General features: G+C 44.4%; 22 protein-coding genes. 9 read left to right on the top strand and 13 right to left on the bottom strand.

Annotation, left to right across the window (positions count from 1 at the left end):
- Positions 1 to 123: 123 nt before the first annotated feature.
- Positions 124 to 1,434: an FAD-dependent oxidoreductase gene (locus tag HB679_RS12295; RefSeq protein WP_214072276.1), complete on the bottom strand. Its 1,311-nt coding sequence runs from the start codon at positions 1,432 to 1,434 to the stop codon at positions 124 to 126.
- 50 nt (positions 1,435 to 1,484) lie between these two features.
- Here HB679_RS12295 and HB679_RS12290 point away from each other — a divergent pair, with 50 nt between their 5' ends.
- The 5 genes from HB679_RS12290 (at position 1,485) to HB679_RS12270 (ending at position 7,727) form a co-directional block, all read left to right on the top strand.
- Complete coding sequence (locus HB679_RS12290) at positions 1,485 to 3,164, top strand: amidase (RefSeq protein WP_214072275.1); 1,680 nt, start codon at positions 1,485 to 1,487, stop codon at positions 3,162 to 3,164.
- A gap of 8 nt (positions 3,165 to 3,172) precedes the next feature.
- Positions 3,173 to 3,709 carry a YfiT family bacillithiol transferase gene (locus tag HB679_RS12285; protein ID WP_214072274.1) on the top strand — a complete coding sequence of 179 codons (537 nt, stop codon included), beginning with the start codon at positions 3,173 to 3,175 and terminating at the stop codon, positions 3,707 to 3,709.
- A gap of 129 nt (positions 3,710 to 3,838) precedes the next feature.
- Positions 3,839 to 6,208, top strand: a complete 2,370-nt coding sequence (locus HB679_RS12280; RefSeq protein WP_214072273.1) for a TonB-dependent receptor — start codon at positions 3,839 to 3,841, stop codon at positions 6,206 to 6,208.
- A gap of 7 nt (positions 6,209 to 6,215) precedes the next feature.
- Positions 6,216 to 7,382: a PepSY-associated TM helix domain-containing protein gene (locus tag HB679_RS12275; protein WP_214072272.1), complete on the top strand. Its 1,167-nt coding sequence runs from the start codon at positions 6,216 to 6,218 to the stop codon at positions 7,380 to 7,382.
- Positions 7,383 to 7,409: 27 nt separating this feature from the next.
- Positions 7,410 to 7,727: a DUF6686 family protein gene (locus tag HB679_RS12270; RefSeq protein ID WP_214072271.1), complete on the top strand. Its 318-nt coding sequence runs from the start codon at positions 7,410 to 7,412 to the stop codon at positions 7,725 to 7,727.
- Between the two features lie 593 nt (positions 7,728 to 8,320).
- Here HB679_RS12270 and HB679_RS12265 read toward each other — a convergent pair.
- The 3 genes from HB679_RS12265 to HB679_RS12255 form a co-directional block, all read right to left on the bottom strand.
- Positions 8,321 to 9,334 (bottom strand): ferredoxin--NADP reductase, encoded by a 1,014-nt coding sequence (locus tag HB679_RS12265; protein ID WP_214072270.1) that lies wholly within the window; start codon positions 9,332 to 9,334, stop codon positions 8,321 to 8,323.
- Positions 9,335 to 9,340: 6 nt separating this feature from the next.
- Complete coding sequence (locus HB679_RS12260; RefSeq protein ID WP_214072269.1) at positions 9,341 to 10,336, bottom strand: zinc-binding dehydrogenase; 996 nt, start codon at positions 10,334 to 10,336, stop codon at positions 9,341 to 9,343.
- Positions 10,337 to 10,582: 246 nt separating this feature from the next.
- Positions 10,583 to 11,194, bottom strand: a complete 612-nt coding sequence (locus HB679_RS12255; RefSeq protein WP_214072268.1) for a superoxide dismutase — start codon at positions 11,192 to 11,194, stop codon at positions 10,583 to 10,585.
- Between the two features lie 274 nt (positions 11,195 to 11,468).
- Here HB679_RS12255 and HB679_RS12250 point away from each other — a divergent pair, with 274 nt between their 5' ends.
- A complete protein-coding gene (locus HB679_RS12250; RefSeq protein ID WP_214072267.1) occupies positions 11,469 to 13,685 on the top strand; it encodes an ATP-binding protein in 2,217 nt (738 codons plus the stop codon).
- A 101-nt stretch (positions 13,686 to 13,786) separates the two neighbouring features.
- On the opposite strand, the gene HB679_RS12245 is transcribed toward HB679_RS12250, so the two are convergent.
- From HB679_RS12245 to HB679_RS12230, 4 genes are all read right to left on the bottom strand, one after another.
- Complete coding sequence (locus HB679_RS12245; RefSeq protein ID WP_214072266.1) at positions 13,787 to 14,347, bottom strand: biliverdin-producing heme oxygenase; 561 nt, start codon at positions 14,345 to 14,347, stop codon at positions 13,787 to 13,789.
- 73 nt (positions 14,348 to 14,420) lie between these two features.
- Entirely contained in the window at positions 14,421 to 14,888 is a 468-nt protein-coding gene (locus tag HB679_RS12240) for a nucleoside deaminase (protein ID WP_214072265.1), read from the bottom strand.
- Positions 14,875 to 15,258 carry an SdpI family protein gene (locus tag HB679_RS12235; protein ID WP_214072264.1) on the bottom strand — a complete coding sequence of 128 codons (384 nt, stop codon included), beginning with the start codon at positions 15,256 to 15,258 and terminating at the stop codon, positions 14,875 to 14,877. The genes HB679_RS12240 and HB679_RS12235 overlap by 14 nt, the downstream gene beginning before the upstream one ends.
- Positions 15,255 to 15,590, bottom strand: a complete 336-nt coding sequence (locus HB679_RS12230; RefSeq protein WP_214072263.1) for a tRNA-binding protein — start codon at positions 15,588 to 15,590, stop codon at positions 15,255 to 15,257. The genes HB679_RS12235 and HB679_RS12230 overlap by 4 nt, the downstream gene beginning before the upstream one ends.
- Before the next feature lie 94 nt (positions 15,591 to 15,684).
- Between HB679_RS12230 and HB679_RS12225 the strand changes: the two genes are divergently transcribed.
- Positions 15,685 to 16,104, top strand: a complete 420-nt coding sequence (locus tag HB679_RS12225) for a hypothetical protein (protein ID WP_214072262.1) — start codon at positions 15,685 to 15,687, stop codon at positions 16,102 to 16,104.
- Here the strand turns inward: HB679_RS12225 and serS are convergent, their stop codons facing one another.
- Complete coding sequence (gene serS, locus HB679_RS12220; RefSeq protein ID WP_214072261.1) at positions 16,105 to 17,376, bottom strand: serine--tRNA ligase; 1,272 nt, start codon at positions 17,374 to 17,376, stop codon at positions 16,105 to 16,107.
- A 133-nt stretch (positions 17,377 to 17,509) separates the two neighbouring features.
- On the opposite strand from serS, the gene rsmI reads away from it, so the two are divergent.
- Both rsmI and lnt read left to right on the top strand, forming a co-directional pair.
- Entirely contained in the window at positions 17,510 to 18,181 is a 672-nt protein-coding gene (gene rsmI / locus HB679_RS12215; protein WP_214072260.1) for a 16S rRNA (cytidine(1402)-2'-O)-methyltransferase, read from the top strand.
- Positions 18,182 to 18,318: 137 nt separating this feature from the next.
- Entirely contained in the window at positions 18,319 to 19,953 is a 1,635-nt protein-coding gene (lnt, locus tag HB679_RS12210; protein WP_214072259.1) for an apolipoprotein N-acyltransferase, read from the top strand.
- Between the two features lie 218 nt (positions 19,954 to 20,171).
- On the opposite strand, the gene HB679_RS12205 is transcribed toward lnt, so the two are convergent.
- The 4 genes from HB679_RS12205 to HB679_RS12190 are packed head-to-tail and all read right to left on the bottom strand — an operon-like array spanning position 20,172 to position 25,913.
- Positions 20,172 to 21,032 (bottom strand): N-acetylglucosamine kinase, encoded by an 861-nt coding sequence (locus tag HB679_RS12205; RefSeq protein WP_214072258.1) that lies wholly within the window; start codon positions 21,030 to 21,032, stop codon positions 20,172 to 20,174.
- Complete coding sequence (locus HB679_RS12200; RefSeq protein WP_214072257.1) at positions 21,029 to 21,406, bottom strand: response regulator; 378 nt, start codon at positions 21,404 to 21,406, stop codon at positions 21,029 to 21,031. Before HB679_RS12200 ends, HB679_RS12205 begins: the two co-directional genes overlap by 4 nt.
- A gap of 37 nt (positions 21,407 to 21,443) precedes the next feature.
- Positions 21,444 to 22,763: a TolC family protein gene (locus tag HB679_RS12195; protein ID WP_214072256.1), complete on the bottom strand. Its 1,320-nt coding sequence runs from the start codon at positions 22,761 to 22,763 to the stop codon at positions 21,444 to 21,446.
- Between the two features lie 9 nt (positions 22,764 to 22,772).
- Entirely contained in the window at positions 22,773 to 25,913 is a 3,141-nt protein-coding gene (locus tag HB679_RS12190; protein WP_214072255.1) for an efflux RND transporter permease subunit, read from the bottom strand.
- Positions 25,914 to 25,921 lie beyond the last annotated feature (8 nt).

Genomic DNA, 25,921 nt, shown 5'->3' with positions numbered 1-25,921 from the left:
GGACGCTTGCGGTAGCGCTGATAAACAACTTGTCATTGCGAGCGTAGCGTGGCAATCGCGAAGCGGACGGTAATAAACGCGTGCGATTGCTTCGTCGTCCCTCCTCGCAATGACAAAAAATTCTTAATTAATCATCCTACCGCTCAAATCAACCGTTCTTGCAAAAGGATTAAGGTATTGATTGGCTAGTATGGCAAATTCACGGCGGGTAATCTGGTGATTTAAATCAAAATCTGACTTAAATTTATATTTACCTATCCACTCCTTTTGCATGGTATGTTGGAAACCTTCCGGATCGGTTAATGTAATCTCGCTGATAAAAGACAACAGGTTACCTGTAGTAAATTTAAGCCCGGGCTGTGTGTTATTGAACCATAAAAAAGCGCGACTGTAAATTTCGGTAAATACAGGTTTAATCTCTGCCGTGTAAACTGCCGAATCCGGCATGAATAAGTATTGGGTCTGATCGCTATTTAATTTATTGATAACACCTTTTATTAGTCCTGTTGCAGCAATTTGCTGTATCGCTCTGAAATAATGATCGCGGGGATTAATATCATCAAATGGCAACAAGTACCCTTTAAAGTCCAGCAATTCACCTTGTATAGCACGTACCTTTAAATTCTTAGTTGTGGTTTTAAAGAAGGCACAATAAGCCGCCATGGTTCCGGCGCCCTGCCCTATGGCCATTTGCACGGGTAGGTCGGTTTTGTTTTGCAGGACATTCTCCGTTACAAATAAATTATCAGCATTTTTAACCACTAACGAACTCATTGGTATAAAGTACATTTGCGATGGATCAACGCCTTTGCCGCCGATATTTACAGGTATCGCCAGGTTATCGCCGGCAACAATCGAAGTACGGTAAAGATTATCGTTATAAGTCAAAGCAGGTGGCAATGAAGCGCCGGCCATTTTTACGAGCTCGCTACCATCGGTAGCATCAATCAAAGTTTTGGTTTTGATGTAGTTGGTTTTGCCGTTTTGGGTATAAGTTATTTCCCAACCTGTGCCATCTTTTTCTATAGCCGTGTAAGGTGCGTTTAGTTTAAGTGTTAAACGCGTTGTTGTATCGGCAATTTTTTTGAGGATGCCTGCGCCGGCAAAAGCCTCGAATTGTAAAGGCGCTGTATACGTGGTATCGTAGCCTTGCTTAGTTTTATAGAACTGGTGTACTTGTTTGCGAAACTCGCCCCAAATACCCGAGGGCAGGTTATGGAAATCGGTCACCATCATCATCTCCTTACTCTGAAAAGCCGGCATCCAGCTGCCTTTTGTTAGCAATACCGTTTTGAGTTTGCTACGTGCGCTCTGTAAGGCCGCTGCCACAGCCCCTGGCCCATTACCAATTACAAGCACATCAGTTTTAATGGTCTCGGCAAAGGTAACAGACGAATAAAAGACAAGAATCAGGACGAATAACTTTTTAAACATCTGCCAAATAAACACTGATAAAACGCTAATTTAGACCAAACCTTTTACTTATGGCAAAAAATTCTTCGTTGAAGTATGGTATTTTACCGTTAAGCCTTCTGGCGAGTTTTATTTTGGGTGGATTTGCGTGGAATCAAGTTCAATCGAGCGCTATTACGGTTGAAATTATAGCGTCTGCCGAAAAAATTATCGGTATTGATTTTACACCCGCGCAGCGCGACTCCATGCTAAGCACCTTAAATGATCGTGCGCGCGACTACCAGGCCATACGTAAATTACACCTACCCAACAGTGTAGTGCCGTCATTGATTTTTAACCCGGTACCGGTAGGCTTCATCAATCAGGATAAAAGCAATGGTTTCAAACTATCGGCAATAAGCCCGGTTAAATTACCTGCAGATAAAAACGACCTGGCTTTTTATACCATCCGCCAGTTAAGCGAATTGCTGCGCACCCGGCAAATTACTTCTGTCGAACTGACTAAATTTTATATAGACAGGCTAAAAAAATACAACTCGAAATTGCTTTTTGTGGTCGACTTTACCGAAGAGCAAGCACTTAAAGAAGCCGCACAAGCCGATGCCGAGATCAAAGCAGGCAAATACCGGGGTGTACTGCAAGGTATTCCTTATGGGGTTAAAGACCTGCTTTCAACTGCAGCTTCAAAAACAACCTTCGGTGCATTGCCTTATAAAGAGCAACATTTAGGTATCGACGCAACCGTGGTAAAACGCCTGCATGATGCCGGTGCTGTATTGGTTGCTAAACTAACACTTGGCGAGTTAGCCATGGGCGATACCTGGTTTGGCGGGATGACGCGTAACCCCTGGGACATTACCCGCGGCTCGAGCGGATCATCAGCCGGACCGGCATCAACGGTCAGCGCTGGATGTTTGCCTTTTGCTATCGGGTCTGAAACTTTGGGGTCGATAGTATCGCCGTCGACAGAGTGTGGCGATACCGGCTTGCGTCCGTCGTTTGGTCGCGTTAGCAAATATGGGGCTATGGCTTTAAGCTGGAGCATGGACAAGCTGGGGCCAATAACCCGTAGTGTTGAAGATTGCGCCATAGTTTTTAATGCGATACAAGGTACCGACGCTAAGGATTTAAGCACCATAGCTGCCCCATTTAATTACAACGGCACTATAACTTCACTTAAAGGTTGGAAAATTGGCTATACAAAAGAATCGTTTGATAACCGATATGATAATAAAACTAATGACTCGCTCACTTTGGTTAAACTAAAAGAACTTGGCGCCGAACTGATCCCGATCCAAAAACCTGATTTGCCGATAGGCCCCATAACCAATATGTTAAATGTTGAAGCCGGTGCCGCTTTCCAGGAGCTGGTACTGAATCATAAAGACGATATGCTGGCGCAGCAGGGCAAATATGCCTGGCCAAATATTTTTCGCGCTGCACAATTGGTGCCGGCGGTTGAGTATATCCAGGAAAGCCGTGCACGTACTTTGCTGATTCAGCAATGGTATGAAAGATTAAAAGGGCTGGACATTTACATCACCCCTACCTTTTATAGTTATAATTTAAGTTTAACCAACCTAACCGGCAACCCATGTGTAGTGTTACCTAATGGCTTTAACAAAGAGGGCAGGCCAAAAAGCATCACTTTTATGGGTCAGCTTTTTGGTGAGGGTAAAACGCTGGAGGCCGCCAGAATTTATCAGCAGGCAACAAACTTTCATAAAAAACACCCAAATTTGGCATTTTAACAAAATCCATGAGCACTACCCAAACTATCGACCCATTACAATATCCTGTCGGGAAATTTGTTATCCCCGAAACTTATAGCCCGGAAGCTATACAAGGCTGGATAAATGTAATCCGCGAGCTGCCCGCAAAGATGCGCACGGCCGTAACAGGATTAACAGACGAGCAATTAGCAACGCAGTATCGCCCGGGTGGCTGGACCATCAGGCAAGTGGTACATCATGTGGCCGATAGTCACATGAATTCGATCATCCGTTTTAAATGGGCACTGACTGAGGATACACCTACTATTAAAGCTTATGATCAAGTAAAATGGGCGCAGCTGGCAGATTATAAACTTCCAATTGAGTCCTCTTTGATTATGCTGGAAGGTATCCATCAGCACCTGGTGGCTTTGTTTGAAAGCTTCACTGACGAGCAATGGAACCGTCATTTTATCCATCCTGAAACCGGAGCAGAAATCACTTTAAAACGCAACCTGGCGCTTTATGCCTGGCATAGCCAACATCACCTGGCGCATATTACCAATACTGTAACCGGGTTTTAATTCGAACCTTTATACTTTCATTATCAAGGCGATCCTGTTCAGGCTCGCCTTTTTTTGTTTTTTTTCTGACCGGTTTTGAAAATCATTTCTATATTTGACCATTATTTATAATTAGTCTAAATAAACACAATGAACAAAACCCTACTTTCCCTCACCCTTTTTATGTTGAGCATTGCTCAAGTATATGCACAGCATAACGCAATTATAAAAGGCACCGTAAACAGTTCGGACGGCAAACCTGTCGAGTCTGTAACAGTAAGTATTAAAAATACCAGCTTGGGTACTACTACCGATGCTGACGGTCATTTTCAATTCAACAAAATCAAACCGGGTAGCTATACGCTTAAGGTTAGTGCGGTTGGTTTATCTACCGAAGAAAAACAAATTACTGCTACTGCCGGAACTGTTATTAATGTCGACTTTAACTTGTCTGAAAGCGCTAACCAGTTAAACGAGGTGGCGATATCAGACCGGAGGCGGAACTTGAAGGTTGATAACCCTTCGCCTAGTCTGCGCTTGGGTGAGCCACTGCTACAGGTTCCGCAAAACATCCAGGTGGTTACTGCCGACCAGATCAAAGACGAGCAAATCACCAACATGCTGGAAGGCGTGTCGCGTAATGTGAGCGGACTGGTTCAGCAAGAACACTGGGGGAACTACGCGTTGATCTATGGTCGCGGCGACAGGATTGCCGCTTTCAGAAACGGCATGAACATCGAAGCCACCTGGGGTCCGTTGAGCGAGGATATGTCGTTTGTAGATCGTATAGAGTTTGTTAAAGGTCCGGCTGGTTTTATGCTGGCTAATGGCAACCCGTCTGGCTTTTACAACGTGGTTACCAAAAAACCTACCGGTGGCACACACGAAGCATTTGAATTTACCACTGGCAGCTTTGATACCTACCGTGGTACGGCAGATTTTGACGGTATCTTAACTAAAGACGGCAAACTACAATATCGCTTAAACCTAATGGGCCAGGAAGCAAAATCATATAGACCATATGATTTTACCAATCGTTTTGACGTTGCGCCGGTACTGCGCTACAAGTTTGATGATAAGAACACGCTGACTGCAGAATACACCTACCAATTCCAACGCATGAACGCTTTTGGTACGGCTTACCTATTCTCAACCAAAGGTTATAAAGACTTGCCGCGCGATTTTACCATGGCACCATCTAACTCGCCTGCATCAAACATTTATGACAACAGTGCTTACCTGACTTATGAGCATAAGTTCAGTGACAAATGGAAAGCTACCGTTCAGGGTGCCTACTTCAATTACAAGCAAGTTGGTTATAGTTATTGGATAGACAGCATTAGCACCAATGGCAATGTCGACCGTAGCCTTGGGCTTTGGGATGCGCTAAACCGCAATAAATTTGGCCAGGCATTTGTTAATGGCGAGTTTGGCACCGGTGCCATTGTTCACCGTATTTTGGGAGGGGTTGATATTGGCGATAAGTACTATGTTGCTGATTATAACCAATCAAGATCATTAGATCCGGTTATACCATTCAACATTTACCACCCAAATAACGCCGCGGTAACCTGGGCTCCGTTTGACCGGTCAGAACCTTTAAGCGTACGTGGTGCAGGTGGCTTGTCGACAGAAAAATATCAGTCTGCCTACGTGCAAGACGAGCTGGGTTTCTTTAACCAGCAACTGCGCTTGACTCTAGCAGGTCGCTTTACACATATAGCTACCACTGATGTCTATGCAGGTGATGCCACCAGCAGAAAGCTTACACCACGTGTTGGCTTAAGCTATTCGTTAGATAATAACACTTCTTTTTATGGTGTGTACGACCAGGCTTTTGTGGCCCAGACAGGTACTATCTATGGCGGCGCGCAAGTTAAACCGCTTACGGGCAATAACTATGAGCTAGGTGCTAAACGCGATTGGTTTGGCGGTAAATGGAGCACCTCTATATCCGCTTACCAGATATTGAAAAACAACCAGTTGGTAGCAGACCCTGATACGCATGGCACTTCGAACACCAACTTTGTGTTGCAGCTGGGCCAAACCAAAACGCAGGGTATTGAGTTTGATGCCCGAGGTGAGATCACGACCGGTTTAAGCTTAATGATCAATTACGCTTACACTGATTCAAAAATTTCTAAAGATATTAACCCGGCTAATGTTGGCCAGCCGGTACCAGGTTTCGCTAAACATGTATCGAACGGTTGGTTAACCTACCGTTTCCAGGAAGGCGCGGTGAAGGGTTTGGGCTTGTCAGCAGGATATATGTACCAGTTTGACCGCAGGCCATGGAGCTTAAGCGGCCCGTTGGACATGCCTAATTATTTCCGTTTAGATGCCGGTGCGTCTTACCAATATCAGCGTTACAGCCTGGCGCTTAACGTCAACAACTTGCTTAATGCTTATCTGATCTCAGGCGGACATGAAGATTACTTAAGCACCAGTAGCGGCCCGGTTTACAACTGGCAGGCAGAGGCCCCCCGCAATTTACGCGCGACTTTGGCTTACAGGTTCTAGCTTTTATATGAGTCCATTAAAGAAGACCATACTGTTTATCCATCGCTGGCTCGGGTTTATATCCGGGCTGGTGGTGGTTATTGTGAGTATTACCGGCTGCCTGTATGTGTTCCAGGACGAGATCCAGGATGCACTTTGCGACTATCGCAAGGTCGCTATTGAACAGAAGCCGTTCCTGCTACCATCGCAGCTGCAGCAAATTGCTTTTGAATACTACCCTACCGCCGAAAAGAATCCGGTAATAGGCTACTACGGTAATGACCGACCGGCAATAGTAATGATGACGGTACCAAAACTAGGCTCGCGTTACATCTACCTTAACCCCTATAGCGGCAGGTTCTTGCATGATGAGAATATAGACCGTAACTTCTTTGTCATTGTCGAATACATCCACTTATACCTGTTGCTGCCTCCGGCTGTTGGCGGGCAGATTGTGGGCTGGTCTGTAGTAATATTTGTGGTGCTGATGATAACCGGCATCATCCTTTGGTGGCCCAAACGCAAAAGCGACCGCAAGCGCAGCTTCACTATAAAATGGAATGGCCGCTGGCGGCGGGTTAATTATGACTTGCATAATGTGCTGGGCTTTTATGCATGTAGTATTGCTTTGATCTTGGCTTTCACAGGCTTATCCATTTGTTTCGATTGGGTAACCAAAGGCATCAACAAAACCGCCAACCTGGGTAAAACCTATGCTAATGAAGAACGCATCCCGGTATCCGACTCGCTGCATAAACCTCAAACAACCATCAACAGTTGGGACAAGAGTTACCTTTATGCCAGGCAACATTCGCCGCAGGCCGGCATGTTTGTTCTATATGGCGATAGTAAGAAGGCCGCCAACACCGTCACCATTAACGCCTACTATACGCCGCTGCATTATTATAAGAGCGACAGCTATGAGTTCGACCAATTCTCGGCTAAGCTATTGAAGGTGTTAATGCACCAAAGCAAGAGCGCGGGCCTGAAGCTCAACGACATGAACTACGACATCCACGTGGGCCAGATCCTGGGGCTTACCGGCAAGATCATCGCTTTTTTGGCAAGTCTCATTTGTGCCAGCCTGCCCATAACCGGGTTTGTGATCTGGTGGGGTAAGCGCAGCAAGTCTAAGGGCAAGAAAGTGAAGCAAGTAGTGCATCGGCGTACACATAAACAAGTGGCTATGAAATAGCAATCATTCATCTAACTTATATATAATATGTGCGAAGCAAAAACCTTAAGTCAGCGTGGGCGTACCGTGGTAAGCCAGTGCCTGCAATGCAAAACCCTCAACGTCTGGCAAAGCAACCTGCTACTCAACTTTACACCTCAGCAGTTTGCCGACTTTAGGAAGTTTATAGGTGATCTTGACTTTGACGACCGCTCGCACCTGTTCCCCGACGGACAGGAACGCGCCATCCTGAAAACCCCGGTCGATCATATCAATTTCTCTTTTACTGAGGATGAGTGGGATGATTTGAAAGATGCCATGGATGAGGCGATGCATATGCAAAGGGTTTTTGATTTGATTGGGTAAGGGTGTAGGCTTTGTTGCTAAGTGCGGGTATATATCGCTTGTTTAGCTTATCGCTCTTATAGCGCTCTTGGCCGCTAGGGCCCATTACTTTTTCCTTGATGAAAAAGTAACAAAAAATCAAGTCAGTCGCAAGGCTTCTTTCGCTCAGGGCCTTTGCGCTGCAAACCGATAAAACCTGGGCAGGGGCCTGTTGCCGCCTTTGTAGCACAAGTCCCGCGCTTCAGGCAACATTCCCGACAGCCCTGCAGCCGCACAGGGCCACCATTGTTTTATCGGCTTCGCCTGAAGCTCTGCGTCTGACATTCGGTTCTATTGTAGATTCTGCAAACAGTGAAGAACCAAAAAAGCGCGCAATGGCCTGTCAGCAAACCGGGCCTGGGAGTCTGGCCTGTGGGGGGAAGGTTTTTGCTGACTTGATTTTTTGGTGCCTTTTGTATCAAGACAAAAGACACAGCCTTAGCGGCAATTGAGCGTCACCAAGCGATAAGCTAATAAAGCGACTACATTAACGGTAATAATTAACATATCTAGCATTTGGGATGCCGAAACAATCCCGATAGCTATCGGGACGGCATGACGGTTTTAATATTTCCCTACAAAAACTCAATCACCACATCATCACTTACCGGATGCCCGGTGCAGGTAAGTATCAGGCCATGCGACAAATCCAAATCGGTCAAAACATCATTAACCGACATAGCTATTTTGCCGCTGGCACACGTTGCGGTACAGGCCGAGCAGATGCCTGCGCGGCAGCTATAAGGCAGTTGCAGGTTGTTTTGAAGCGCGGCCTGCAGAATGGTCTGGTTCTCGCCTACCATCAAATCGTGCACTTCATTATTAAATTTTATGCGGATATAACGCGGCGGGTAATTGATATAGTCCGCCGTTACCGGCACCGTCTCCAGCACAAAATTCTCTTTGCGAATCTGCGTGTTATCCAGCCCCATAAATAATAAGGTCAACCGCACCATGCGCATGTAGGCAAATGGTCCGCAGAGGTAAAACTCAGCCCGGTTCAGATCAAACTTCGCCTGTTGTTTTACCAGTTGCTCCAGGTTTACATTGTTTAAACGTTTTCCTTCGCTGCTTAAAAGGTGTTTAATTTTTAATCTGTCGGGATGCTGGCTTTGTAATCCATTTAATTCATCAGCAAATAAAACAGACGATTGATCCTGACTGCTGTAAAATACGGTAAGCTTGCTTTCGCCGTTGCGATGAAGGATATATTTCAATTGAGAAAACACTGGTACTATCCCACTACCCGCAGCAAAGAATACGATATCCTTTTGCGTTTTGAAATCGGTCATCGTAAATCGCCCTGCTGGTTCAACCGCATTCAATATATCGCCAACCTTTATCTTAGTGAGCATAAAACGCGAGATCTCGCCATTGGCAATACGCCTTATGGTGATGGCTAACCGGCTTTCGTCGGGCGATGAACTTAGCGAATATGACCGCCGGATCTCTTCATCATGATGCGTAAACACCAGCGTAATAAACTGACCGGCCTTATAACCGATTTGTTTACCGGAGATCCCGGCCAGGTAAAAAGTGGCGGTGTCGGCAGTTTCCCATTTAATAGCTTCGACCCTTAATTGCAGCATCAGGCTTTATGCTTTGAGGACGATATTTCCGAAATGTGACGAGGTGCCCATCTTTTCGATGGCTTTGCCCGCTTCGGCCAGTGGAAAAAGTTCGTCTATAACCGGCACAATCTGATACTCATTCATAAAGGCCAGCATCGCTTCGAAATCTTTAGAAGTACCCATGGTAGTTCCTAGTATCTGCAGTTGTTTCCAATAAACTTTACGTCCCGGTATGGCCGGCATATCACCCGCAGTGGCGCCAAAGTAAACTATGCGCCCACCGGGTTTAGCAAGGTCGGCAAATTTGGCAAAGCCTTCGCCCAGCGCGCTATCAATAATCACATCAAAACCTCCTGAAAGATGTTGCAACTCTTCTGCCCAGTCCTGCGCTTTATAATTTACACCTGCCTGCGCACCTAATTGCCTGGCTTGCTCAATCTTTTCGCCACTGCCCGAGGTTACAAAAACCTTGCAGCCTGCGGCCACGGCCCATTGCAAAGCAAAAGCTCCTGTGCCACCGCCTACGCCTGATATCAGCACGGTATCTCCCTTTTTAGCCCGACCCTTAGTAAACAAAGCCCTGAAAGCGGTTAAACCGGCTAAAGGAAAAGCAGCCGACTGTTCCCAATTCAAATAGGCAGGTTTATCATATAAATACTCGGCCCGGGTTTTTACATATTCGGCAAAGGTGCCGTTATCCGGCAGTCCCAGTATTTTAAAATCTTTGCCCTGGTAATTGTCATCGTCGCCCCAATTATTACTTGGGTTAATAATTACCTCCTTGTTCAGCCATATGTTATCCACACCTTCGCCTATTTCGGCAACCGTTCCCGCTCCGTCTGATCCTAAAATGGTTGGGTATTTTAGTCCGGCATATTTGCCAATGCTTATCCAATAGTCGCGGCGATTTAAGCCGGCGGCTTTTATTTTTACTAATACTTCGCCTGCGGCAAGGGTTGGTTTTTCAACTTCTTTCCAGATGATGGGTTGGTCGGGGGCTTCGAGTACGTTGGCTTTCATGGGTTGAATTTTTTCTTCATGTCATTGCGAGGAAGAATGACGAAACAATCGCAAGGATGCAATATTCGCGATTGCCACGCTACGCTCGCTATGACAACTTCTTAAAATAACAAAAAAAGGCAGCAAGTGATTGCTGCCTTTTAAATTTTTCGTCATGCCGAATTTATTTCGGCATCCCATCATAACAGCAGCAACGGCTACTTAGCGGGTGGGATGCTGAAACAAGTTCAGCATGACATATACTATTTACGCTATCGCTTTACTATACAACTCAGACACGTGTGCCCAGTTAATTACATTCCAGATAGCTGCCAAATAATCAGGGCGGCGGTTTTGGTATTTTAAATAGTAAGCATGCTCCCAAACGTCAATACCTAAAACCGGGGTGCCTTTTACTTCGGCAATATCCATTAAAGGGTTGTCTTGATTTGGAGTTGATGTTATCGCTAATTTTTTATCGGCAGTAACAATTAACCATGCCCAGCCAGAACCAAAACGGGTAGCACCCGCGTCTGATACCTTAGTTTTAAATTCATCGAATGAACCAAAAGTGCTTTTAATAGCATCGGCCAAAGCGCCTGTAGGCTCGCCGCCGCCATTTGGCGAAAGCAAGGTCCAGAATAAAGAGTGGTTATAGTGGCCGCCACCGTTGTTACGTACTGCAGGCGCAAATTTTGAAATATTTTTGATGATGTCATCTATGTTACCATCAGCCTCGGGCTTACCTTCCAACGCTTTGTTTAGGTTAGTAACATAAGCCTGGTGGTGTTTGCCATGATGGATATCCATGGTTGCTTTATCAATGTGCGGTTCTAATGCATCGGTAGCATAAGATAACGCCGGTAGTGTAAATGCCATAATTGCTATTTTAAGTTTAAAAATTGTTGTTGAGCAAATATAATGTGCTACACCGGTTTTTGTAGTAAAATAATGTCATGTTTTTTTAATCTCATCATTAAATCTCCGTAAGGAAAAATTTACAAACCAATGCTTATAACTGTTGGTTATAGGTTTAAAATGGATTTTGGTTGTTTGTCTGGTTTTATGGTAGACTTTAATTTTTAACACTTTTAAATTATAATTAAATTTATAACTTAGAACAAAATTCCCTAATACTCACACAACTTGCCAAATGACTGAAAGCATCGATCTAACCAATTGCGACACCGAGCCAATCCATATACCTGGCCAGGTACAGTCGCACGGTTTTCTTATCGCTATCGACGCTAATAATATTATCAGATTTCACAGCGAGAATATCGCTGAATACCTGGATAACCTGCCGTCTGATTTATTAGGCCGTCCTATCAATGACATTGAGCCACTTATTGGCGCCAATGAACCGCCAGACTTTATTAACCAGCTCATTAGCTTTGGTCGCAGTAATAAAAGTTTTGATCAAACCAATCCATTCACTATAGATTTACAGGGCAGACCATTCTTCCTGATTATTAATCTTTCGGGGCCGCTTTATTTGCTGGAGTTTGAACCCATCGAGTCTGATTTAAAAAACGACTTGCAGCGGATGATAGGCAGATCAATATCTGAAATGCTGGCAGATAAAGATTTGAACAACCTGCTAAAAAATAGCGCGGTACAAGTAAAAAATATTATTGGTTATGATAGGGTGATGATTTACCGCTTTGCCGATGACGGGCATGGCGAAGTAATTGCCGAATCAAAAAACCACGATTTGGAACCGTGGCTGGGGCTGCACTATCCCGCATCGGATATCCCCAAACAAGCGCGCGAACTATATAAACACAATTTAACCCGGCTGATAGCCAACGTACATACCACGCCCTCTAAAATTATAACCACCAAACGGTTTAGTGAGGAGCCTTTGGATTTAACACATTCGCAGCTGCGTGCGGTATCGCCCATCCATATTCAGTATTTGAAAAATATGGGGGTTGATTCCAGTTTTAGTATATCATTGATCTATAAAAAAGAGTTATGGGGCTTAATAGCCTGTCATAATTATACGCCGCGATTTATTGATTACAAAGCCCGCGACTCGGCAAAGCTGATTGGCCAAATTTTATCATCAGCGCTTGAATTCAGGCAAGACGAAGCCAATAAACACCTGCAGGATAAATATAATGCCAGCGTAGATCTGCTATCCCGAAACATGCTAAAGCATAACAGTATTGAGGAGGCATTAATGCTACCCGGCCTCAATATTATGCATGCAACAGACGCAGGTGGTGCAGCGTTAATTTATGAAAACACAGTTACTAAAACAGGAAATACCCCAAACGACAAGCAAATACAACAATTACTCAATTGGGTGAAACAAAACGTAGACGAACCATTTTATTATACGAATGAGCTGCCCTATGTATATCCTGAGGCCGATGCTTATAAAAAGGTAGCCAGCGGGGTGATGATCTTGACCCTTTCGGCGGAGTTGTCTGAGTATATTATATGGTTTAAGCCCGAAAATTTAGAGATAGTAACCTGGGCTGGTAACCCGGAGAAACCGGTTGAGATTAACGCAGATGGCTCCACCAGGATATCGCCGCGCGCATCTTTCGAGGCCTGGGCGCAGGAAGTATCAGGCAAATCAGAGCCTTGGGATGACGAGGAGATCAAATCTGTTGCCCGTTTACGTACCGAAGTAAGCTATGCCATTAACCAAAAAGCCGGTGCCATACGCATGTTGAATGAGCGTTTAAAACAAGCTTACGAAGAGCTTGACACCTTTAGCTATACCATATCTCACGATCTGAAGAACCCACTTTCAACCATAAAGGGTTACGCGCAAATGTTGAGTAAGACTACTAACCTGGAACAACGCACGCAAGATGTGTTGAGCAAGATTGACGGAAAAGTGGACCGCATGAATGCGATGATTAACGAGGTATTAGACTATTCGCGCATTGGGCGCGTAGAGCTTAACCCTGTTGAGGTAAATGTTGCCACGATCATTGACGACCATCTCCGCGATTTAAAGGTGGCCTATAATGCCGATAACCTAAAGGTAAATATTATAGCTACCCCGACACTGCAAGGCGACCCAACCATGCTATCGCAAGTGTTTGCCAATTTATTGAGTAACGCCATCAAATATAGCCAGCCGTCTGCCGGGCCAGAGATAACTATTGATGCTAAAGAAAACGAGAGTGAGATAGTTTATACCATTAAAGACAATGGCGTAGGTATTGACATTAAGCAATTACCCCGCGTATTTGAGTTATTTAAACGCATGGACAACGTGCAGGATATAGAAGGTACCGGCGTAGGCCTGGCCATTGTTAAGCGTATTGTTGAGAAGCACAATGGTAAAATATGGGTAGACAGTAAGCTGGGCGAAGGCTCAACTTTCTATGTCGCTTTTAAGAAATAGCACATCCCCTTTGTCATTGCTGTAAGCGAGGAACGAGCGCGGCAATCGCGAACTTTTCTCCTAGCGATTGCCACGCTACGCTCGCAATGACAAAAATACCTTTATCGCTCCAACCAGACTTTAAATTTAGCAAACGTTTCGTTAGCTGCTGCGATGATGATTTGTTCATCCTGCGGGGTCATCGCTACATCATTCAAAATCTCTTTAAAACTAGTCCACATGGGTTCGGTTTGGTCGCCATAGCTGTTAAAAAACGAAAGGCCCTTGCCATCCTCAATATGTAAATGCTGTTGGATCATCTTACTGATGATTTGACCGCCCAGCGTTGATCCTTCAATAACATATAGCGCGCCGAAGGCTTTCAAATAGTTGTCAATTACAGGCAGTTCCTCATCTGTTGCTAAATCGGGAACGGCTGCACCTAAAGCTTCAATATCATCAGCAATAGCCGATGTTTTGCGGCGATCCAGGTAGTCGGCCAGGTTCGAGGCATTGATGTAGCGTTCTATATGATTTTCTAAACCACCGAAGTAGCCATAAAAGTAGTTCAGCAAGTCAACATAATCTTGCTTTGAACGCATACTTTTCATTTTACCAACCAGTATTTTTTCAGTTTGCTGATGATATTGCAGGGTGGCTTCTTTGATAATGTCTGTGAACATAGATTAAATGTTTTTTACTGCTTTTAACTGTTTTTTATTGCTTTTAAGCGTTTTAAACCCGGCTATAAATAACTTATCGTTTGCTTTTAAAGAAAGTCCGCACCAGCTCGGCGCACTCATTTTCGCGGATGCCACCAGTGACGATAGTTTTAGGATGCGTGATCTTTTGATTCAACCGGCCAAAGCCCAGGCGGGTATCATAAGCGCCAAAAACAATTTTACCTATCTGGAACCAATAGGATGCTCCGGCGCACATTACGCATGGTTCCATCGTTACATAAAGGGTGCAGTCTTTTAAATATTTGCCGCCCAAAAAGTTAGCTGCGGCGGTAAGCGCCTGCATTTCGGCGTGTGCAGATACATCGGTGAGCCGTTCGGTTAAGTTATGCCCGCGGCCAATGATCTTATCCTGGCATACTACTACGGCGCCAATGGGTATCTCATCCTCGGCATAAGCTAGTTTTGCTTCGTGCAGCGCCTGGTCCATAAAAAACTCGTCAGGCGATAAAGCAGGCTCATCACCGAAATTAATGTATCTCATTGTTTTTATTAAAGGTATTATCCAGATGGCTTTCTGTTTTTGTCAGCACAATTACTACCGGTACTAACCCCGAAAATATATGCAGTCCAAGTAATAAACCTGTGCGCATTTGCTCGCTACTAATCAAGCAATTAACTATTGTAGTGATGGCTATGCCTATAACAATCACAATCAAACCCGTCTTTGCCATCAGCAGGGCAGAGTACCGGTTTGCCTCATCCCAGGTTTGTTGATTTTTCATGGATGAATCAGTTCGGTAACCATACCATTTATTAATCTTTTTAGGCGGAAACTTGTACATAATCAACCCAATCAGGAAGAATATTATCCCTAACAATTGTGGACCAAAAATATAGTCTGTTTTGATCATACCAGCTTACTGCCGTTAGGCACTTTTTTATCGATGCTACTCAATACAATATCGCCGTTTTCATCGGCAAAGCCGGTAACCAAAAACTCAGACATAAAGTTAGCTATTTGTTTCTTTGGGAAATTAACCACGCCAATGATCTGCCTGCCTACCAACTCTTCTTTGGTATAATGTTTAGTAATCTGCGCGCTTGACCATTTAATACCAAACTCGCCAAAATCAACCCTAACTTTATAAGCGGGCTTGCGCGCTTCGGGGAAATCTGACGCTTCTAATATAGTTCCTATGCGCAATTCTACCTTTTCAAAATCGCTCCAGTTAATGGTTTCCATAAGCGCAAAATATAAATTATTTAAGACACCCGCATAATGAACATCAATGAACTAAACAAAACGTAACTTTTATTTCTAACTTTCGTATAAAGCAATGTCCACAATTAATTTAGCGATGCAAAACAGACCCAAGCCGTTACTTGTAGTCACCGATGCCACTGCAAATTTAAGTTTGCCTGCCACAAAAAATGTGGTTAAGGTTACTGATGTTAGCCGCATTTTCCCATCGATACATGAGCTTCAGCCTTATGCTATTGTGTTAGATCATGACTTTCTGGGTCTTGAAACCGAAAAGATCCTACGACGCTTAACCGTTAATCCTTTTTATAGCAAGCTCAAGATCTATTGCCATAAATCACGCCCGCATACTAAAGTCGACGGCCTGCTGGCTGTTTTAGGCGTACAACAATTTATTTATGCAGATACCGCTAAAAAGCCGAAAGCAAGCGTAACCAGCAAATTGTTAAGCTATGTATTTGACGTAGCCGGCACTAAATTAATCGACGTAGCTTAATTAATCTATCCACTCAAAACGGGTGTAAGGCACCAATACTTCGGGTATTTTAATGCCTCTCTCTGTCTGATTATTCTCTAATAGCGTGGCCACAATACGTGGTAACGCCAAAGCACTTCCATTCAATGTATGGGCCAACTGGGTTTTACCCTCGGCGTTACGGAAACGCAACTTCAGGCGGTTACTCTGATAGGTTTCAAAGTTTGATACTGACGATACCTCTAACCAACGCTGCTGTGCTGCACTCCAGGTTTCCATATCATAAGTAAGCGCTGCGGTAAAACTCATATCGCCGCCACAAAGGCGTAACACGCGATACGGCAAGCCCAGTTTCTGCAACAAACCCTGCACATGGCTGCTCATTTGCTCTATTACATCATAAGATGTTTCGGGATTAACTACCTGTACAATTTCCACCTTATCAAACTGGTGTAAACGGTTCAAACCACGCACGTGTGCACCATAAGAACCCGCCTCACGGCGAAAGCATGGTGTATGTCCGCAGTTTTTTACCGGCAGCTCGTCGGCTTTTAAAATCACATCGCGGTATAGGTTGGTAATCGGTACTTCGGCCGTCGGGATCAGGTATAGATTATCTTCGTTAACAAAATACATCTGGCCCTCTTTGTCGGGCAGTTGGCCTGTGCCAAAGCCAGAGGCCTCGTTCACCATCAATGGTACGCTTACTTCGTTATAACCCGCTTTCTCGGCTTCGTCAATAAAAAAATTAATGAGCGCACGTTGTAGCTTGGCGCCTTTACCCGTATAAACCGGGAAACCCGCACCGGTAATTTTAACGCCCAGTTCAAAGTCAATCAGTTTGTATTTGGCAGCCAGCTCCCAATGCGGTAAGGCACCGGCAGGCAATTCAGGGATCGCGCCGTTTTCCAACACCACTTCGTTTTCCTCTGGAGTTATACCCTTGGGTACAGAAGCGTGCGGCAGGTTAGGCAGCAATACCAGTTTTTGGTATAGATCGGCCTCAATGGCGGCCAGTTCTTCGTTGTATTTTTTGATATCCTCTTTCCAAACACCGGTCTTACTCTTAATGGCTTCGGCTTCGTCCTTTTTACCCGTGCGCATCAGCTCGCCTATTTGTTTGGCGGCGGAGTTTGCTTCTGCAGATGTATTATCCAATTTTACCTGGGTTTGACGACGGCTATCATCCAATTGCAGGATTTCGTCAACCAGCTCCGGTTGTTTAAAATTTTTTACAGCTAAACGGTCTAAAACCTGTTCCCTGTTTTCGCGGATATAACTAACTTGCAGCATTATTCTTATTTTTCGACAAAGATATAATTTGTTTAGTTATAGTCGATGGCCCATAGTCGATGGTCCATGGATTTTCAGTGATACCAATAACACTATGGTCTATCGACTATCGACCATGGACGAACAATTGTAAATGACCGGCAAACTATACTTAGTACCCACACCAATAGGCAATCTTGAAGATATGACCTTCAGGGCCATACGCGTTTTAAAAGAGGCCGACCTGATATTGGCCGAAGATACCCGCACCTCGGCGCCGCTGCTAAAACATTTCGATATACAGAAAAAGGTATTCGCGCATCATCAGCATAACGAGCATCAGTCATCCAACGAAATCGTTAAGTTTTTGCTGGAAGGAAAAAACATTGCGCTCATATCAGATGCCGGCACACCGGCTATTTCTGATCCGGGCTTTTACCTGGTGCGCGAGGCATTAAAATTTGATATCGCGGTGGAGTGCCTGCCGGGCGCTACTGCTTTTGTACCGGCATTGGTAAATTCAGGCTTCCCAACTGATAAGTTTTGTTTTGAGGGATTTTTGCCGCTTAAAAAAGGACGTCAAACCCGTTATAAGTTTTTGGCTGATGAAGAGCGTACTATTATTTTGTACGAATCGCCACATCGTTTATTAAAAACGCTGGACGAGATGATCACTTATTTTGGCGCTGACAGACAGCTGTCCGTATCGCGCGAGCTAACCAAAATGTTCGAGGAAACCGTACGTGGTACAGTGACCGAGATAAAAACCTACTATGAAACACACCCGGTTAAAGGCGAGTTTGTGATCTGCGTAGCGGGTAAATAAACTACACGTCATTGCGAGGAACGAAGCAATCTTTACACTCGCTAATCAATAATGCAAAATGACTGTCTGTTGTAGAGATTGCTTCGTTCCTCGCAATGACGGTTTTATAATTAGAAGCGTTTATAATTATATATAAAATGAAGAAAAACATCCTCCTATCCATATTTTCAGGTCTTTTACTTTGGCTGGCCTGGCCGCCAATGCACTACACCACCGTATTTTTGTTTTTTGGTTTTGTGCCCATGTTACTGGCTATAGAGAACATCATCCAATCTACCTCAAAAAATAAAGGCAAGCTGATATTTAATATCACTTTCGTTGGGTTCTTTATCTGGAACACCCTAAGCATATACTGGGTATATAATGCGCTTAAAAGTATAGGCGACTTAGTGGCCATACCAATTACACTTATTCCTTATTGTCTCGGCCCGTTACTCATGTCTACAGCTTGTTGGTTATATTATCGGGTTCGTGTAGTCAGAAATCGCAGCTGGGGATTGTTTGCTTTAGTTTGCTTTTGGGTAGGTTATGAATACCTGCACCAAACCTGGGACCTGAACTTCCCATGGATGACTTTAGGCAACGGTTTTGCCGCTACACATCAATGGATACAATGGTATGAGTACACCGGCGTTTACGGTGGCACCATTTGGATCTGGCTAAGCAATATCCTGGTATTTTTAATCTATATAGGCTTACGCGAGGCACAAACAAAGCAATTAAGATTAAAATTGGTTGCCGCATTAGTTGCAGTGATTGTGCTACCTATCGGCCTTTCTTTATACCGGTATACCAGCTACACCGAGGCGGTAAATCCATCCAATATCGTTATCGCGCAGCCAAATATTGATCCTTACGAAAAAGAAGGTAATATACCGACATCACAACAAATCGATATCCTGACCAAACTTTCTGATTCACTAGCACAGGTAAATACCGAGTTTTTTATCTGGCCCGAGACTGCCATTCCTGATTATATTAATGAAGAACATATCCGCAGCAGCAATTATTTTTCACAGGTACAACGTTTCTTATCAAAATACAAAAACGGCAACGTGCTTACCGGCGCCGAAACTTACAAGATATATAACACCCGCGAAACTAAAACTGCCGATCAGATGCAGGGCAGCAATCAGTTTTGGGATCACTACAACACAGCTGTAAATATTGAAAACTCTGCCGAAGTGCAGTTCTATCACAAATCAAAATTGGTGCCGGGTGCAGAGTCTTTACCTTTTGGCAATGCGCTATCATTCCTGAAACCGGTATTTGAGCATCTGGGCGGTGCTGTCGGGGCCTACGGCGGCCAGGATAAGCCCAGCGAATTATATTCGGCCAGCGGCATTGGGGCGGCTCCGGTTATCTGCTATGAATCTATCTATGGTGAATGGGTGGCGCAATCTGTGCGTAACGGTGCTCAATTTATAGCGCTGATTACTAATGATGGCTGGTGGGAAAACACTTCAGGTAAAGATCAACACCTGGATTATGCCAAACTGCGTGCTATAGAAACGCGTCGCTGGGTTTGCCAGTCGGCTAACACAGGTATTTCTGCTTTTATCAATGAGCGTGGCGATATTGTACAGCAAAGTAAATGGTGGGTAAAAACAGCGCTGAAGCAAGACATCAACCTAAATTCTGATATCACCTTCTACGTAAATCACGGCGACTATATACCTAAAATAGGTAGCTTTTTTGCGATACTGGGTATTTTATTTTTAGGAACTAAGATCCGGTTTAAAAGAAAAGAGACGACAAAGGCCAACGCTTAATATAAATGGTTTATTGGAGCTAAAGCCCTGGGCTTTTCTTTAGTCACCCGTCCCATAAATGGGACGGCAATGAATTTGGCCAGTCGGTTGGCAAAACTGGTTGACACAACAACCCGGTTCATTGCCGTTGGCTTCAGCCAACGGATCCAAAAGTGCACAAAACGGCTTTAGCCAAAGCCTACTCAGGAGAATCAATAAATAAGAAAATTTTCGACTTGCTAAGATCCAGCGCCTTCGCGGGTCAGAATAAAGGCCATCAGGTCATTAATTGGCTGTTTGATGATCTTACCGATGTGGATATCCTGCGTCTCGGCCAGTTCATGCAGCTCTTTACTAAATACAAAAGCAATCGAACCTACAAAGTGACTTTTAAAGTTATGATACTCGGGATATGACTTGATATTGGTATCAATAAACTCTTGCAGACCTGCTTTGATGAGGTTGCTCCCATATTCGGTTTTACGGATAACATTAAAGAAACGCGCAAACGACGCCAGGTAAGAGTTAGCCGAAGGTTTTTGATAAACATTACGGATCACCTCTTCTTTAGTTATAGGATAAGTATTTTTAAAAAGTGTATTAATCTCTTCGGGCATTCTGCCGTACAGGTAATCGGTTATCAGCGCTTTGCCAAACCAGGTGCCTGATCCTTCGTCGCCCAAAATATAACCTAAACCATGTTTACCCGCGTGGATCTCTTCGCCATCAAAAAAAGAAATATTTGAGCCGGTACCTAATACGCAACACAAACCTTTCTCGCGGCCACAGGTGGCGTAAGCCGAGCCCAACAGGTCGCTATCTACGCTGATATAAGCTTTGTTAAATAACTGGCTTAGGGCGTTGCTGATGATCTCGTGCCTATCCGGGCTTGAGCAACCTGCGCCAAAAAAATAAATCTCTTTAACCTCGGTACCATGCGCAACCAATTCGGTAGCCTGGTCCTGCATTACCTTTACTATCTCTTTATCTGTTAAAAAGTATGGGTTTAATCCCGGTGTTCTGAATGCCTGGGCTTCCTGGCCGGGCTGCTTAAGCAACCAATCTGTTTTTGTCGATCCGCTGTCGGCAACTAAGATCATGGTAATTCCTCGAGTATTTTGTGGGTAAGCGGTTTATGGATAAACTGCGTGATGTATTTATTATCAGATGATCTGCGGATATCGGTAGGATCGAATGATGACGAAAGCAAAAATATCTTAATGTCTGTCTTAGCAATGGGCAGCTTATCAAAAGCGTCCAAAAACTCAAACCCGCTCATCAGCGGCATCCTGATGTCCAGAAAAATAACGTTTGGTTTTACCGTGCCGTTTTCTAACATGCTGATCGCTTCAGTAGGCGATTCGGTAACTATAATATTTTCGGCAAACTTGCTGCTTTCCAATAGCCTGCGCGTAACGAAATTATCGATGTAATTATCGTCAACCAGCAAGCATGTATGATAAGATCCAGCCATTTACATTTCAAATGTAATTAAATAAATCTTATCTAAGTTATTGGATATTTAAATTATTAGTTATTTGTTTAAGCGTTACTTCTGCCACCTTTGACTGATATTGAGCCGCAAAAAATGTAGACTGCGCTGCCAGGTAGTTTCTTTGCGCTTCGCGGATCTCTAAAGGCGTAATGGTGCCTATCTTATATTTATCCAAAGAAATGTCCAGATTACGTTTTGCTATCGCGACGTTTGATTGCCCCAGCTTTACCAGATCAAGGCCAGACAAGTAGCTTACATACAAGTTATTGATCTGGCTTTCTACATTTAATTGCGTTTGTTTAATGCCAATTGCAGCGTTGTCAATCTGTATTTTGGCATTTTGTTCGCGACGATTTTGATTAAAACCATTGAATATATTGATGGATGCCGTTAACCCATAGTTAATGCCACGTGCATTCTGTGTTTGGGTAAACCCTGCCGGTGTTTTGGCATTGGTCCAGGTATAGCCTGCACCCACACCCACTACCGGGTAACGGGTTGCTTGTACTTGCCTTAAATTAATATCGGCCAAACGTTTGTTAATCTGTGCCGATATAATGGCCGGGTTCTGGGTTTGCGCATTGGTTAAAATGTCGCCCAAAACCATTTTATCGTCTACAACAATGGTATCAGTAACAGAAAAATCAGTCTGTAAATCGCGAACCAGTATTTGGTTCATTTTTATTTTACTGACTTTAAACTGCTGTAGCAAGTTTAACAAAGTTGCGGTATCGGTATTCAGATTCACCTGCGCGTTCAATACATCCAACCGGGATGCCGTACCTACGCTAAATTTAGCGCTGGCATATTTAAGTTGCGTATGCGAAATAGCTATGGCGCCATTTTGTGCCTTGATCTGTTCGTTCTGATTAATCAGATCATAATAAGTCAGAATCACATCGGTGGTAGTAGCCAATACCGTATCGCGTTCGGTTACGCTATTCAGCTCGTTTATTGTTTTTAACTGGTCGTAGTTGGCAAACATGGCAAAACCGTTAAAGATTGTCCAGTTCAAACTCGGGCCGTAACTTAAATTGCTGTTTTTAGCGGTAAGCACGTTTCTGGTACCGTCAGACCGTGTTTGATTAATATGTTGGTCGCTGCTGTTCTGCGTCAGATCTGCCGATACAACCGGCAAGAAACCAGCATTCCCAGGCGTAACATTATTTTGGGCGATGGTTTTATTGTTTTTTGCCAATACAATGTTGTAGTTATTTTTCAGAGCTATCTCTACAGCATCTTTCAAAGTAAGCAGCGACGGGGCCGTTTGCGCTTTTACAACCGCTGCAAATGCCAGGTAGCAACAAAGGAAGCAAGCTAATTTTTTAAGTTTCATCATCATTGCTTATTCGTGGTCGTTCTTTTTTTCTTTCTTATTCTTATTTTTCTTTTCTGCGGCATTCTCTTTCTCGTCGGCATGATCAGGGTCAATACGTTCTTTCGAGGCGATAAGCATATACATCATCGGGATAACGTACAGCGTTAATACCAGCGAGAACAACATGCCGCCAATGATAACGATACCTAAGGATACACGGCTTTTTGCACCGGCGCCTAATGCTAACGCGATAGGCACCGAACCCAATACCACGGCCATACTTGTCATCAAAATTGGGCGTAAACGCGCCGTAGCCGACTCGATCACCGCATCATATTTAGACAAGCCATGTTCCATCCGTTGATTAGCAAACTCAACGATCAGGATGCCGTTTTTGGTTACCAAACCAACCAGGGTAATGATACCGATCTCGCTAAAGATATTCAGGGTTTGGTCAAACAACCATAGCGATAAAAACGCACCGGCAATAGCCAGTGGTACCGTCAGCATCACAATGATTGGATCTTTAAAGCTTTCAAACTGTGCAGCCAGCACCAGGTAAATGAGTAGCAGCGCGAAGATAAATGCGAACATAATGTTCGACGCACTCTCGGCAAAATCCCGCGAGGCGCCGCTTAGTTCGGTACTGAAACTATCGTCAAGAGTAGCCTTGGCAATACGATCCATTTCTGCTATGCCATCGCCAATGGTATGTCCCGGCGATAAACCTGCCTGAAACGTAGCCGACTTAAAACGGTTAAAGTGATAGATAGCCGGCGGCGTGGCGTCTTCGTCAACTTTTACTACGTTATCCAACTGTATTAACTGGCCTGCCGAGTTGCGTACATAAAGCGTCTTTAAATCCAGCGGCTGGTCGCGGTTGGCGCGGTCTGCCTGGGCTATAACTTGGTATTGCTTACCGTTGAGCAAGAAATAAGCTAAACGGCCGGCACTATAGTATAGCTGTAAAGTGTTGGCAATATCCGCTACAGAAACTCCCAGGTCACGCGCCCGGTCGCGGTCTGTTACTACACGCAGCTCGGGCTTGGTAAATTTAAGGTTAACGTCTGGCGTGGTGAATATCGGGCTTTTGCTAACTTCGGCAAAAAACGTTGGCAGCACCTTACGTATTTTTTCAAAATCCTGGTTCTGAATAACAAACTGTACCGGCAAGCCTGTTTTGGCTCCACTGCCGCCGCCGCTTATGGTTTGCTCTTGCGCAACAATAACACGGGCATCCGGGTAATGACTTATCTGCTTGGTTAACCATGTGGCAATTTCATCCTGCGATCGCGTTCGTTGATCAGGCGCTACCAAACCGATACGGCCGAAACCGCTGTTTACAGCACCGCTTCCGCCACCACCACCGGCAACAATTTCCAGATTAACGTTTGCTTCTGGTATAGAATCGGCCACCATGTTAGATACATTGTCCATATACTTGGTCATGTATTCATATGATGCACCTTCCGAGCCGGTTACAGTATAACGCAGTAAGCTCTTATCGTCAAGCGGGGCAAGCTCTGATTGGATAAACTTATTCAGTATCACAATAATCGCTACAGATCCTAACAGAATAGCAATTGCTATCCATTTACGCTTCATAAACTTGATCAAACTCTCGGTATAAGAGTTGGTCATGTTCACAAAGAAAGGCTCTGTACGCTCGTAGAATTTTGATTTGGTTTGATTTTTACGGATCAGCTTAACATTAAGCATCGGCGTTAATGACAGCGATACAAAAGCCGAGATCAATACCGAGCCGGCTACTACCACCGCAAACTCGCGGAACAAACGCCCGGTGAAACCCTGTAAGAATACAATAGGCAGGAACACCGCCGCCAGCGTAACCGATGTGGAGATTACCGCAAAGAATATCTCCGCAGATCCTTCGAACGCGGCCTGCCTGATAGGCATACCGTCTTCCACTTTCTTATATATGTTCTCTGTGACCACAATCCCGTCATCCACCACCAGCCCTGTCGCAAGCACGATACCGAGCAGGGTAAGGATATTGATGGAGAAGCCGAATATATACATGATAAAGAAAGCCCCAATCAATGATACGGGGATATCGATCAATGGCCTGAATGCAATAAGCCAATCTCTGAAGAACAGGTAAATAATAATTACCACCAATATAAAGGATATCGCCAGCGTCTCTTCCACTTCTTCGATAGATTGGTTGATGAACTTGGTATTGTCCAGCAATACTTTTACCTGGATATCTGCCGGAAGATCTTTTTTCAGCTCATTAAAGCGCTTGTAAAAGTCTTTGGCTATCTGTACGTAGTTTGCGCCGGGCTGTGGCACAATGGCCAGGGCCACTTCTAACCTGCCCGATTCTTTAAAGGCCGTTTCCTCATTAGCCGAACCTAATACCGCGTACCCAACGTCTTTCAACCTGATCACACGGTTACTGTCGGCGCGAATGATCATGTTGTTAAATTCAGTCTCGGTACTCATTTTACCAATAGCACGAACAATCAGCTCGGTGTTGTTACCTTCAATTTTACCTGCAGGTAACTCTACGTTTTCTTTATTTAGTGCATCAGTAATATCTGTAGCGGCTAAGCCGAGCGAGGTCAGTTTTGCCGGATCTATCCACAGGCGCATAGCATATTGGCGCTGGCCCTGAATATTAATGGCACTAACGCCGGGGATGGTTTGCAAGCCTTCCTGTAATACGTTTTCTGCGTAATCATCTACCTGGGTAATGTTACGCTTGTCTGAACTTACAGCAAGGGTAATAATATTGTCGGCGTTCGCATCCGCTTTGGTAACTACCGGCGGTGCTGTAATATCCAGCGGTAACTGACGCTGAGCCTGGCCTACTTTGTCGCGTACGTCGTTTGCGGCAGTTTCCAGGTCGGCATCCAGATCAAACTCCACAGTGATCTGGCTTGAACCTACCGAGCTTGTTGATGAAATGTTACGAATACCCGGCACGCCATTAATGGCCTTTTCTAATGGCTCGGTGATCTGCGATTCGATTACATCGGCGTTGGCTCCGGTATAACTGGTACTTACCGAAATAATTGGCGGATCTATAGAAGGGAAATCCCTGATACCCAAAAAATTGTAGCCAATGATACCAAAAACAACAATTACAATAGACATAACTGTTGCCAGTACCGGCCTTTTTATACTAACTGAGGATAAACTCATGAGGAAGC

This window comes from Mucilaginibacter sp. dw_454, from assembly GCF_018449775.1.
Lineage (GTDB): Bacteria > Bacteroidota > Bacteroidia > Sphingobacteriales > Sphingobacteriaceae > Mucilaginibacter.
The sequence above is the reverse complement of the archived record's forward strand: the minus strand, read 5'-3'. Positions and strand labels throughout refer to the sequence as shown.

Excerpts from the sequence above, each read along its gene's own strand:
- HB679_RS12295 (WP_214072276.1), bottom strand. The coding sequence starts at position 1,434 with ATGTTTAAAAAGTTATTCGTCCTGATTCTTGTCTTTTATTCGTCTGTT.
- HB679_RS12290 (WP_214072275.1), top strand. The coding sequence starts at position 1,485 with ATGGCAAAAAATTCTTCGTTGAAGTATGGTATTTTACCGTTAAGCCTT.
- HB679_RS12285 (WP_214072274.1), top strand. The coding sequence starts at position 3,173 with ATGAGCACTACCCAAACTATCGACCCATTACAATATCCTGTCGGGAAA.
- HB679_RS12280 (WP_214072273.1), top strand. The coding sequence starts at position 3,839 with ATGAACAAAACCCTACTTTCCCTCACCCTTTTTATGTTGAGCATTGCT.
- HB679_RS12275 (WP_214072272.1), top strand. The coding sequence starts at position 6,216 with ATGAGTCCATTAAAGAAGACCATACTGTTTATCCATCGCTGGCTCGGG.
- HB679_RS12270 (WP_214072271.1), top strand. The coding sequence starts at position 7,410 with ATGTGCGAAGCAAAAACCTTAAGTCAGCGTGGGCGTACCGTGGTAAGC.
- HB679_RS12265 (WP_214072270.1), bottom strand. The coding sequence starts at position 9,334 with ATGCTGCAATTAAGGGTCGAAGCTATTAAATGGGAAACTGCCGACACC.
- HB679_RS12260 (WP_214072269.1), bottom strand. The coding sequence starts at position 10,336 with ATGAAAGCCAACGTACTCGAAGCCCCCGACCAACCCATCATCTGGAAA.
- HB679_RS12255 (WP_214072268.1), bottom strand. The coding sequence starts at position 11,194 with ATGGCATTTACACTACCGGCGTTATCTTATGCTACCGATGCATTAGAA.
- HB679_RS12250 (WP_214072267.1), top strand. The coding sequence starts at position 11,469 with ATGACTGAAAGCATCGATCTAACCAATTGCGACACCGAGCCAATCCAT.
- HB679_RS12245 (WP_214072266.1), bottom strand. The coding sequence starts at position 14,347 with ATGTTCACAGACATTATCAAAGAAGCCACCCTGCAATATCATCAGCAA.
- HB679_RS12240 (WP_214072265.1), bottom strand. The coding sequence starts at position 14,888 with ATGAGATACATTAATTTCGGTGATGAGCCTGCTTTATCGCCTGACGAG.
- HB679_RS12235 (WP_214072264.1), bottom strand. The coding sequence starts at position 15,258 with ATGATCAAAACAGACTATATTTTTGGTCCACAATTGTTAGGGATAATA.
- HB679_RS12230 (WP_214072263.1), bottom strand. The coding sequence starts at position 15,590 with ATGGAAACCATTAACTGGAGCGATTTTGAAAAGGTAGAATTGCGCATA.
- HB679_RS12225 (WP_214072262.1), top strand. The coding sequence starts at position 15,685 with ATGTCCACAATTAATTTAGCGATGCAAAACAGACCCAAGCCGTTACTT.
- serS (WP_214072261.1), bottom strand. The coding sequence starts at position 17,376 with ATGCTGCAAGTTAGTTATATCCGCGAAAACAGGGAACAGGTTTTAGAC.
- rsmI (WP_214072260.1), top strand. The coding sequence starts at position 17,510 with ATGACCGGCAAACTATACTTAGTACCCACACCAATAGGCAATCTTGAA.
- lnt (WP_214072259.1), top strand. The coding sequence starts at position 18,319 with ATGAAGAAAAACATCCTCCTATCCATATTTTCAGGTCTTTTACTTTGG.
- HB679_RS12205 (WP_214072258.1), bottom strand. The coding sequence starts at position 21,032 with ATGATCTTAGTTGCCGACAGCGGATCGACAAAAACAGATTGGTTGCTT.
- HB679_RS12200 (WP_214072257.1), bottom strand. The coding sequence starts at position 21,406 with ATGGCTGGATCTTATCATACATGCTTGCTGGTTGACGATAATTACATC.
- HB679_RS12195 (WP_214072256.1), bottom strand. The coding sequence starts at position 22,763 with ATGAAACTTAAAAAATTAGCTTGCTTCCTTTGTTGCTACCTGGCATTT.
- HB679_RS12190 (WP_214072255.1), bottom strand. The coding sequence starts at position 25,913 with ATGAGTTTATCCTCAGTTAGTATAAAAAGGCCGGTACTGGCAACAGTT.